The 11,207-nt window shown below is 39.9% G+C and carries 13 protein-coding genes; all 13 read right to left on the reverse strand.

Features of this window, described 5'->3' with window-relative positions; translation table 11 throughout:
- Nucleotides 1-502: 502 nt before the first annotated feature.
- The 13 genes from JOC94_RS17185 to JOC94_RS17245 all read right to left on the reverse strand — a co-directional run bounded on the left by JOC94_RS17185 (nt 503) and on the right by JOC94_RS17245 (nt 10,973).
- Nucleotides 503-865, reverse strand: a complete 363-nt coding sequence (locus JOC94_RS17185; protein ID WP_077113931.1) for a hypothetical protein — start codon at nt 863-865, stop codon at nt 503-505.
- 281 nt (nt 866-1,146) lie between these two features.
- Nucleotides 1,147-1,605 (reverse strand): 3-hydroxyacyl-ACP dehydratase FabZ, encoded by a 459-nt coding sequence (gene fabZ, locus JOC94_RS17190; RefSeq protein WP_139345730.1) that lies wholly within the window; start codon nt 1,603-1,605, stop codon nt 1,147-1,149.
- 2 nt (nt 1,606-1,607) lie between these two features.
- Entirely contained in the window at nt 1,608-2,339 is a 732-nt protein-coding gene (locus JOC94_RS17195) for a PIG-L deacetylase family protein (RefSeq protein ID WP_077113929.1), read from the reverse strand.
- A complete protein-coding gene (locus JOC94_RS17200) occupies nt 2,323-3,240 on the reverse strand; it encodes a glycosyltransferase family 2 protein (protein WP_077113928.1) in 918 nt (305 codons plus the stop codon). Before JOC94_RS17200 ends, JOC94_RS17195 begins: the two co-directional genes overlap by 17 nt.
- 12 nt (nt 3,241-3,252) lie before the next feature.
- Nucleotides 3,253-3,933: a DUF4872 domain-containing protein gene (locus JOC94_RS17205; protein ID WP_205179973.1), complete on the reverse strand. Its 681-nt coding sequence runs from the start codon at nt 3,931-3,933 to the stop codon at nt 3,253-3,255.
- A 52-nt stretch (nt 3,934-3,985) separates the two neighbouring features.
- Nucleotides 3,986-4,291, reverse strand: a complete 306-nt coding sequence (locus tag JOC94_RS17210; RefSeq protein WP_205179974.1) for a BtrH N-terminal domain-containing protein — start codon at nt 4,289-4,291, stop codon at nt 3,986-3,988.
- Entirely contained in the window at nt 4,257-5,282 is a 1,026-nt protein-coding gene (locus tag JOC94_RS17215; RefSeq protein WP_077113926.1) for a hypothetical protein, read from the reverse strand. The genes JOC94_RS17210 and JOC94_RS17215 overlap by 35 nt, the downstream gene beginning before the upstream one ends.
- Entirely contained in the window at nt 5,273-6,337 is a 1,065-nt protein-coding gene (locus tag JOC94_RS17220) for a BtrH N-terminal domain-containing protein (protein WP_205179975.1), read from the reverse strand. Before JOC94_RS17220 ends, JOC94_RS17215 begins: the two co-directional genes overlap by 10 nt.
- Nucleotides 6,338-6,379: 42 nt before the next feature.
- Nucleotides 6,380-7,390 (reverse strand): Gfo/Idh/MocA family protein, encoded by a 1,011-nt coding sequence (locus JOC94_RS17225; protein WP_205179976.1) that lies wholly within the window; start codon nt 7,388-7,390, stop codon nt 6,380-6,382.
- Between the two features lie 12 nt (nt 7,391-7,402).
- Complete coding sequence (locus JOC94_RS17230) at nt 7,403-8,122, reverse strand: ABC transporter ATP-binding protein (protein WP_205179977.1); 720 nt, start codon at nt 8,120-8,122, stop codon at nt 7,403-7,405.
- Nucleotides 8,115-9,260, reverse strand: a complete 1,146-nt coding sequence (locus JOC94_RS17235; RefSeq protein WP_205179978.1) for an ABC transporter permease — start codon at nt 9,258-9,260, stop codon at nt 8,115-8,117. Before JOC94_RS17235 ends, JOC94_RS17230 begins: the two co-directional genes overlap by 8 nt.
- Nucleotides 9,261-9,321: 61 nt before the next feature.
- A complete protein-coding gene (locus JOC94_RS17240; RefSeq protein WP_205179979.1) occupies nt 9,322-9,783 on the reverse strand; it encodes an acyl-CoA thioesterase in 462 nt (153 codons plus the stop codon).
- Nucleotides 9,780-10,973: a beta-ketoacyl-[acyl-carrier-protein] synthase family protein gene (locus JOC94_RS17245; protein ID WP_205179981.1), complete on the reverse strand. Its 1,194-nt coding sequence runs from the start codon at nt 10,971-10,973 to the stop codon at nt 9,780-9,782. Before JOC94_RS17245 ends, JOC94_RS17240 begins: the two co-directional genes overlap by 4 nt.
- Between the last annotated feature and the right edge of the window lie 234 nt (nt 10,974-11,207).

An 11,207-nucleotide genomic window follows, 5' to 3' on the forward strand; every position in this document is an offset into this window, starting at 1 on the left:
CATTCAGTAGGAGCTTTCTTCCATCTCCTACTGAATGTTAGTTGAACCAATCGGGCATTTAGGTGCCGTTATCTCCGACTTAGCCCTTTTGTATTCACTCAAGATTTTGAAGTGGGAGTCTTACGGCACCTTACATGCGGGAAAAATTGTCCCAGTGTATCATACGCAAACTTTTAGCGTAGTCAAAATAGGTAGACTCCTGCGGGAATAGCTCGAGCTGAAGATCCCGCAGGAAAGCGGCCTTTGCTTTCCGAGGAAGCTGAAGCCGGGCCCGCGGAAAGCGAAATATGTTGACGTAGCGATGATCGGGATTTTTTTAACACAAATAAACCGAACAATTATAAATGAATTGTTCGGCTTTTGCTATTTCGTATTTGCTTATGTCCCAGCCGCTTCCTTGAACAAGGCATTTCGCCAAAAATAATACGCAAAACGTTATTTGCCGTACGGATACGAGTCCATAAATAAAATAAATTGACAACAACCCTATCCTCTTTAGCTACTATTCTTTTCGCAACTTCCAGGCTGGAATTAAAGAATGAAAGCGAAAGAGTGAACTGGCAATAACGTGGATGATCACATAAATAAACAATGTTAATGCATATGTAATAAACCAGGTGTACGTCGTTTCATTTAGAAAAACATATAGTAAAGTCATTCCGATTGGAAAAGGTGTTATAATGATTAACCACATTGGCGCGTGGATTTTTTCTACAAAGGCGCCCGCTAAAACAACAGTAGCACCAATGACGATTGTTTGCCAGATAAATAATTTGTGCGCAATGATAGCATCTCCCAAAAAATAAGCTGCACTTGTAAGCAAAATAGCGAGCAATAATTTCAAGACATAATTTTCGGAACCCACAGCAATTCATCTTCTCCTCTTGTATGATGATTCATTCGTTTTAAATCTTTATGCGCAATCCATCGTCTTTAACGTGTTGTAGGACAAGCTTCTTTTGTGGCGTAAGTTTTGATGATCCAGCACTGTCGATGGCATGATCAAAAGTGGCAAAGCAAATATGGAACAGTCGTTGGTGCAGCCGCTCGTAAGCCAACTCCTATTATTTTTGCCATCCGTTAACGAAAGACCAGTAAGCTTCAACTAGATTTCGTATTTATTGATGTGCCTAGCCTATCCTATCATTATTTTTCAAAAAGGGCATTACTTCCTTGAGCTGGTCTTCTTTCATTGGCAGTTTCATCAAAATAATACGTCACTTCTGCTTTTGCCACAACTTTTTCCTCAACCTTCCCTGTCACAGCTACTTTTGCATATTTACCAAACTCTTTCATTAACGTAGCTTCGGTCATGAGTCGATCACCAGGTGTAACAAACTCCGTGAACTTTGCGTTGTCAACAGCAACGAGGAAGCCTTTCTTTCTTTTAGAGAACATGAGTCCACCAACTTGCGCCATCGATTCGATAATGAATACGCCCGGAAAAATTGGATTTTCAGGGAAGTGTCCTGAAAAGTATGGCTCGTTAAAGGTTATGTTCTTATATCCTTTTATACGTTGATCTACTTCTAGTTCAACAATTCGGTCAACGAGTAAAAAGGGGTAGCGGTGATTCAGTTTCGTCATAATTTCTTTTATTTCCATCGTCATTCTCCTTGTCGTCTGCGCACATTATTCTTATATTCTTGTTCATCTGAATGATAAAAAGCTTCTATATATTCAATGCCCGGCAATGGTACCGTTGCGACGCGATATTTATTTAGTCCTTCCATTATTTTATCATAGGGGATGAGTTGTAATTGGGACTCATAAAGCAACATTAATTCTCTTTTTCGCTCAAATTCATTAGAAATGTTGATGACGATATTCGGTGAGACAGGAGACCAGACTTCGTATTGCCATATGTTCCGTCCTTGTTCTGGTAAACTGTTCAATGCTTCAAAAAATAAGATATTCGTCATAAAATGATCGCGATGAGAATCGTCAAGATGCGGCAAATATATATCGGTTGGGTTATACGATTCTATCTTTTTTCTCATCCATTGAATTTTACTTTGTTCTGGAATGTACTCACCATCTTTACATTTTAAAAAAGAGTAATCTGCACTTAGCACGTTGCAGAGGTTGATTGCCTCTTTTTCCCTTACTCGTATTGTTTCTTCAATCGACTGTTCTCTCGTTCGCCCATTGCTGCCATCGGTAATAAAAACGATATGGACTTCGTTTTCATAATCCCTATGCTTTAAGAGACTGCCGCCGGCGCCAATTACTTCATCGTCGGGATGGGGGGCTAAAACAAGCACTTTTTTGCCTTTTTGTATGTTTACAAGTTGTGGGCGTTTATGTCTTTGTACGAATGTATCAATGATGTGTTGCATGAAAATGTCCCTTACTTTCTTTATCGGTTAAATGTTTATTGGGCTTGAAAAATAGTGGCTCCTCATGCACAGCAGGCTCACGTTTCATCGTTTGGCGATATAATTCATTCATCGAAATTTTCCCAGTCACATAATCTACATATGCTTTTACTTCAGGGTGAAGACCTGTTTTTTTATAAAAATATAAGACATTTTCTAATATTTGTGTGCGATTTATTTTTTTGCGATGGTCAAGATGGTACGCTTTTGCCTGTTTTAAAAATTGAAATGTACCGCCTTCTTGATAAAACCGGAAAGCGAGCTCATGATCTTCCACACCCCAACCTTTAAAACGTTCATCAAACCCGTTGACTTGTTTAAATAATGTGATTGGAAATGAAACATTGGCCGCAACCATGCATGTCCATGAAATATCGTTTCCTTCGTTGTTCCACTTTTGAAAATAACGTCCTAAATTGACGAGGAAATCTTCTTGTTCAAATGGGTCCAATTCATGGAAAGTAAGACAAGTTTGCTTTCTATGGAATAGATCGTCAACATGTTCATTCGGAATATTAATGATTTCGCCGATATATATCGCTTCTTTTTGCTGTTGGGCTGCTAAATGGGCACAAATAAAATGAGGGGTTACGACCATATCGTCATCTAAAAAAAGGACATATGTCGAGCGTGCATGGTTGATTCCTGTATTTCTTGCCGCGCTTCTCCCCCTATTTTCTTGATGAATGGGAACTAACCAAGAATAGTCCAACTCGTCTAACCACTGTTTTGTGCCGTCTGTCGAACCATCATTTACGACATATACGGTCGTATGTTCTATTCGTTCCTGTTTTGCCAAATTTTCCAGTGTCACTGCCAATCGTTCACGTTGGTTAAATGTTGGGATAATAATACTTAGCATCGAAACACTTCCTCAGCCCCAATTCTCAGAAATGGCGAATAGTCGATGAATCGCTTGTTTCTCTTTGGCATATATTTCTTCTGTTAACGTTTCATTTTCCCGACTGCCAGAAAAAATTCCGCTGTTTGGATCTTCACTTCCTTCAAATAGAAGGGTGGCCAGTTCGGACCATAGGGTCGCTAACTGTAAATAATCTTTCGCCACCTCTCGTAACGCCTCATCATGAATAGAATGGGCAGCTTTTTTTAGAAAACGGCTGAACATTTTACGAAATGCGCCTTTACCGGTACCGCCAATTTCTAATGAAACATATGAAGCATAAGCGAGCTTTCTGCGATCTTCTTCTTGAAATAAATATGGCCAGTTCGGAACCGCCCGTAAAAAAGCTTTCAATCCTTCCATCCCATGAAACTTGTTCCAAGGGGAAAGCATACGGTACACATTCATTTGAATTCCTTTTTTAATGGCTGTTTCCAAAGGCACAGTAGAGTTAGGGAAGATAAACTCGTACCATAAGTTACGAGCTGGTGCTAACCCGTTAAACGAATTCCAAGCTTGAAAAAAATCTTCTCGTTTCATTCGTTGCGGTTCTAGCCACAGATATTCATATAAAAAGACTTCATCTGTTTTACGATCATAACCGCCGAATACTGCTTTATGGCCACCATGAGACGATGTTTCCGGCCATTTCAATGCCTCAGTTAAATAAGCCAGTTTACTAATATCAAGGTCAACAATAACCGGCTCATTGGCTGCCTTTTTTTTTCATTAAATGTTCCAATGCCAAGTCACTATCGGGCTCATGGGATAACTTCGCATATATTCCAAGCATTTCACATAAATTAAGTTCTAAATCATCACTTCTACCGAAGACGAGATATTGCTCGATGCTTTTCCCCCGTGTATACGTAAATCCTAAGCCGCTACCAATCCCAAAACAGAGTTCTTCGGAAAGATCTATATTTTCGCCACTTAATATGTTGGCCATTGCTGTAGTGATACAGTGAATTCCTCTTTTATGTTGGTAGGGAGATTTTGTGTTGGCAGACATGACAACCACCCGCCTTCTTTTTTCTCTTTGCTAGTTTCTCTACTGCTAATGTTTCAATCTCCATCATGTTTTCAATCGAATCGGTATCAACCATCGACATCTCTAAGTCTTTTAAAATTTTTTTCCAATATGTAGCGGCTAACTTATAAAGCTTCGCCGCTTCTTCCACATAGGAGCTTTCGATATGTTTGTTTGCTTCCTGTAAAAATTGACCATACCAAGTCCTGCCAAAGTCGCCACCTAATGTTTCAGCACTTAATAGGACAGCTTCTATTGAGAGTTCAGCCGGATGGTGTGCCGCATCATAAAAAAATGCGCGCATATGTTCATGTGGAGTTCCGTACCCACTCCAACCTGTTGAACGTTGGATATGGCGATCGATGGAATGGCCATAAAGCCAATGAAGTGAAATGTCGTTACTCGGGAAAATAATATCTGCCCAACGATGGCAATACTTGTTTAAGATGCGTTCAAATAACTCTACACGAAGGTAAAGGGGTATGTTTTTTGTATGAATATAGCATTGGACAAGTTCATCATTAATGGCAGTAACGATACATTTCGTCGCTGGTTCATCTAATGTTGTGCGTAACGCTTCTTCTTCGTCGCATTTTGCCTGAGGAAAAACATGCAAGGGAACCGTCACCAAAATGGGGGCTTTCCATATTGACAAATAGTTCTTCATTTCTCTGATCGCATGCTTTCCAGACAAAGAGAAACGACGATTAATCCACGTGCCGGTACTTGTGGCAAGGTCTTGTAAAAGATCAAAGGAATGACTGCCTAAGACGAGACAATGGTTGCTTCTTTTTTTATAAAAAAATCCTGGTCCGGAAGCGAGTCCAAATAAAAGCGGTTCAGATAATGTTACTTGTTTCATTTTCCCAAAATGTTGTTGGTGGTAGCGAAAAATCGTTGTTAATAAACTTAAATGTGGATGAACCCCGGGAATAGGAGACACTTCAAACAAATGATTGTTGTTTATAGCCACTTATCTGAAGCCTCCTCTAGCAATCGAATCGCTTCCTTTTCTTTCATCACAATTTCATCAGCAAGATGACTGAATGCTTCTGTGAAAAATACGTTATACTCTTTCTTTTTATAGGCTTCTAACATGGTTTTAATGATCTCGTCCCAGTGCTTTGCCAGCTTGCGATACATATTAGAGGCGCGGACTAAGTTTTCTTCATGTAAATAATCATCTGCTTCACGTAGAAAGCGCGCGTACATTTTTCTAAACAGCCCGCCACCTGAAATGCTATTTTGGATATGGACGGTGAAGATACTTAGCTCTAGACGCTCTGGATGAAGAATTTCCGGCCATTTCGTTATTTCTTCACGCCAAAGTTGTATACCACTTAAGCCGCTACATTCAACATCTGTCCCGTATAAGGAAAATGCCGGATACTTCATTAGTTGGACATTTTTAATAATGGCCATTTTAAGTGCCTTTTTCATATGTTGAATTTGCCGGGGTGGATCAATATAAAACCATTCATTTTCTGACGGGTATAATTCTGCCGATGAACGAATGTGCTGAAACACGTCTAAAGGAATTGTAACTGGTTCTTCAATCACATTTTCGATAATGGTTGCTGTATTTTTATCTTCATCGTAACCGATTAAAATGACTTTATGTCCACCCATTGAAAGACCGAATGTTTCCGCAATCGGATTTGTATCATGGATTTTAGAAACATCGATATCACAAGCGACAGGGATGTGCCGATCAACGAGTTCTTTCACGGTCTGCCACGCAAATTCTCGGTCATGCGTTCGTTTAAATGTAATCTTTATGCCAAGTACACTGCAAAGTTCTACAAAAGGTGTTTCTGTACGTCCTGTAATGACAGTTAGCGGCGCACGATACTGTCTGTCAACTACTTCTTTGCCGCCATGATGGTAAACAAAGTGCAGCCCGCTTCCTAATCCGAAACACATAGGTTCGGAAAATGGATAGTCGTAAAATTCAAGCATGTCTCTGATCGGTGCTGAACCACAGTTTAGTCCCAGGCGGTGCGTATCAAAATCAATTAATGTGGACATCACTATTCCCCCTGTGATGATTGATCTAAAACTTCCGGTTAACTAGATGACCACTCGTTGTTGTTCTATTGATTGGACAACTATGGATAACGCATCGAGTGCTTCTTCTCCAGTTACAGGAGGTGTTTCATCGTATAAAATACTGTTAATAAAAGAGGTAATTACTTGACTTCTGCCTGGCATTTTTCTTTCATATTCGAGTATGTCAGGCAATTCATACTTAATTGATGTACCATCCCGATACTGGATGATAAGTGGATAATCGGGATCATCTTCTAGCCGAATGACTCCATTTTCCCCATATATGATGGTTGAAAAGTCGGGTTTTATATAATTCCAACTTGCTGTAATCGATCCGATGATCCCGTTTTCCATTTTTACTGCCAAAACGGCTTCATCTTCAATCTCTGTTTGTGTTCGTGACAAGGAGCCGATCATAGACTGGACATCGACTATTTTTGCCTGGAGCAAAAATTGTATTAAATCAATTTTATGTATGGCCAAGTCACCTAACACGCCAAAACCTTCTTGTTTAGGTTGTGTGTAAAAACAATCGTTTCCATCAATACTCCATTGCTCGGGTCCGCTATGACCGAATGTCGCTTGAAACGAATATATTCGTCCAATCGCTCGTTCTGCTATTAGTTTTTTCGCTTGCTTATGTGATGGAACGAAGCGTTGATTATGAGCGACCATTAACTTTACGCCATTCGCCTTGGCTGTTTCAACGATAGCGCAGGCATCATTTAGATTTGTCGCAATCGGTTTTTCGACTAAAATATGTTTGCCGGCACGGGCTGCATAGATTGCGGCTGGAGCATGTAAATGATGGGGCAGTGAAATAATAACTGCGTCTAGTGCCGGGTCATTTAACATATCCTCGTAATTCGCAAATGCTTTTGTGCGATATGTTCTGGCAAACTTTTGCACTCGTTCTTCATTTACATCACAGACGCCAAAGATGGTTACGTGCTCATTATCTCGACATTCGGGGAGATGACGAATTTTTGCAATCGTACCACAACCGATAATTCCGACTTGAATGGTTTTCATCTTTCTTTTCCCCTAACGGTAATAATATTTTTTTAATTGTTCTACGTCGTTTGTATTCGTTTCAAGTAATTCTCCATCTTTTAAAACGAGTTGTTGATTGGCAATGGAAGCAATTTCCAAGTCGTGGGTGACAATAATAATGGTTTTTCCTCGTTTATGTAATGCTTTAAAAATGTCTAACACTCCCGCGCCTGATTTACTATCTAAGCTACCGGTGGGTTCATCAGCTAAAATTAAGTCGGGATCTTTACTTAATGCTCTTGCAATCGATACCCTTTGCCGTTGTCCGCCAGATAAGTCTGCGGGATAATGTTGAAGGTATGTACCTAAGCCAACGCTATTTAATGCTTGAATTGCTGTTTTTTTTCGCTGTTTTTTATCCTTTTTGCTAAATGACAATTGCAACATGACGTTATCAAGGATGTTCATTACCGGAACAAGGTGAAAACTTTGAAAAATAAAGCCGATATTTTCCGCTCTTATTTTTGTTTGTTCATAGTTTGATAGCTGATTCACATTTAATCCCTTGAATGTTAAAGAACCATCGGTTGGATGATCAATTAAGCCGAGTAAATTGAGTAACGTACTCTTTCCGGAGCCAGATGTGCCGATAATTGCCGTGAACGAACCTTTCTGAATGGTAAAGCTAGCTTTTTTCAAAGCTGAGACTCCGACTTTTCCCATCTGATATGTTTTAGATAATTGGTTTGCTTCGATTAAACAATCACTCATATCGCAAAGCCTCCTGTGGTTGAATACTGACGGCTTTTATTCCAGGGTAGAGGCTTGACAAAATACCGACAAGTACAGCCATGACGATAGAAGTTACTGCTATTTTCACTGTAATAAATTCTGGTGCTGTAAATATAAACCGCATGATAAGATATCCGCCGATGACGCCAAGAACTCCACCGATTAAACTCATGCACAGCGATTCAAGGATAATAATTTTTGTGATGTCCCATTTTTGAGCACCGATTGCGCGCATGACACCAATTTCTTTCGTCCGCTCCATAATGGCGAGCGTCATAACGATTAAAATGACAATTACAGCAACGGCGATGACAGTGCCTAAAATAGTGTTCATGAACATTTTAGTGCCAGCAAGAGATTGGTTAATATTGTCGGCAATATTTCCTTGTGTCATTACTTCAACGTCTTTAAAATCGGTTTCGATTGTTTTTGACAACGTATCAATTTGTTCGATTGATTTTGCAGTTAGCAACAAGGTTGAGTATGTGGTTTCTAATGCAAAGACTTTTTGTAATTGATCAATGGGCGCTAGCACCATCGGATCAGTAACTCGATTTCCTTTTTTCAAAAGACCGATTACCTCAAATGTTTCACCGGAAATATCTATTTTTTCACCAATATTGTTTACTTGAAAAAATTGAGCTGCGCCAGCGCCGAGTACTACTTGTTTTTCACCTTCAGCAAGTTCCATGGAACCTTTTTTAAGGTCAACATTCTCTCCGGTATAGGCCGTCTCTTTTCCGCTGGAAACACCGACTGCTAATGCTTGAGGCGGCATGTTGGGTGCGGTTGCTCCCGCAATCGGCCGAAAAATAATCGGTGTACTTAAATCTGTATTTACTTTTGTATCGACAGACTTGAGAATGTCGTCACCTGTTTTACTTGAAATCGTACTGTTAATCGGTGGGAAATCTTCTCCGGCACTAGAAGACGCACTAATATTTTTCACATACATTTGCCCTGCATATTTAGCCATTTCTCCTTCTAAGTCGGCGACTGTATATTCTACAATCGAATAAATGACGGTAAACATTTGAATACATACCATAATCGCGAATACCGTTAAAACCGTCCGTATTTTTCTTTTACGGATGTTTTGAAAAACATATTTAAGCATAAAGGAACCTCCAAAAGATGTTTGGCACGGCACATATAAGGAAACTGAATAACGTTAATGGTTAGAGTATATAGGATGGGTTTGTTTGTTTTATTAGTTGCAGCGCCTCATTCCACTTTTCCGGGTAATGTAAAAGGAGTTTGTCAAGACGATCAACAAAGGCGTGTTCTGTCATTCCTTCAAATAACTTTTGCCCGCTATTTTTATCTCGCATGTCATAATGAAACGTTGCGATTGCAACATCGCGTTCTAGCAGCTTTAAAAAAATAACGATTTCTTGATCTAGAGTTGCCGATTGTAGATAGTTGCTTTCTAATTTTGTTACAGGCAGAAAAACACCCATCTTTTCAAAGTCTGTAAAAGAAAGCCCCATCATCGCTTTTGCAAATTGGAATCGCGCTATTTCCATCCAATAAATATAATGACTATGGTGAACAATTTTCATCGCGTCTACTTCATGGAATTGAACTTGGACCGAAGTCGGAAATCCATCTGTTAAATTCAGCTTATTTTTCTTGCTCATGGTCCATCCACTTTTCCGATGACGATTGATGCTGTATTTCCTCCAAAAGCGAAAGAATTGGATAATGCATATTGAATTTCTCCTTCTTTCGTTTCATTAGGGACAAAATCCAAGTCATGATCCATCGTATTTTCAAAATGAATCGTCGCTGGATAGAAGCGATGTTTGATCGCAAGTGTACAAACGATTGCTTCGATGGCGCCGGCTGTACCTAATGTATGTCCAAGTTGAGACTTCGATGAACTAATTGATACGTTTGTTTGACGTTCCGCCAATAAATCTTTAATGGCTTTCGTTTCCATTTTGTCATTATACGGTGTTCCGGTACCGTGAGCGTTTATGTAAGCAACGTCTTGCGCAGCAACATTTGCTTCCTTTAAAGCCGCACTCATTGAACGCAAGGCGCCACCGCCATTAGGGTCGGGAGAGGTAATGTGATAAGCGTCATTACTAATTCCGTAACCCAAAAATTCTGCATAAATAGGTGCGTCTCGTTCTATGGCGGCTTCCATTTCTTCAAATATTAAAAATGCTGCTGCTTCTCCTAATGTCAGTCCATCACGATATTCGTTAAATGGTTTTGTAACATTAGGGGATAATGAACGCAAAACGGTAAAGCCGCTAAATGAAATCATTGAAAACGGATCTACGCCTCCAACAAGCATCGCTGTCGCTCTGCCTTCACGAATAAAATCAGCGCCAATTCCCAGTGCATTTCCTCCAGCCGCACAAGCAGTTACTACGGTTGAATTTGGTCCTCGAAAATGAAAATAGCGACTTAAGGAGCCGGCTATATTAGAAGTAGGGACATGTAGCAGTAAACTGGGATCACTTTTTCCTTTATTTTTTCGTTCTGTATAATATTTCACTCTTGAATTGATGCCGCCCAACGATGTTGCTACGGAAACACCGATTTCTTGCGGTGCATAACAGTCGTTTAAACCCGCATCAACAAGCGCTTCTTCTGCAGCAATAAAGGCTTTTTTTACAACTTCGTCTTCATATGCATCACTTTCCGGTAAAGGAATCGGCAGAATTTCGGCGCCTTTTTTGATTGGATAATCTGTGACATCAAATGACGTTACATCTGATAAACCTGAGCGTGAGGCGAGTAGTCCTTGTAAAAAATCATCTTTCCCATTTCCGATTGAAGAGAGTACACCAATTCCTGTAATCGCAATGCGCTTCATTCTTTCACACTCCATTACAAAAAATGAGGAGAAAAGCCAGCTTTTTTGTCGTATTAAAACAAGATAGACAGTCTTTTCTCCAAACTTTGTCCCGCATGTAAGGTGCCGTAAGACTCCCACTTCAAAATCTTGAGTGAATACAAAAGGTCTAAGTGTGAGAAAACGGCACCTAAATGCCCGATTGGTTCAACTAACATTCAGTAGGAGTTCCTACTGAATGAAGTTTCACTTTAT

The sequence above is a fragment of the Siminovitchia thermophila genome, assembly GCF_016909185.1.
Classification (GTDB): Bacteria; Bacillota; Bacilli; order Bacillales; family Bacillaceae_C; genus Siminovitchia; species Siminovitchia thermophila.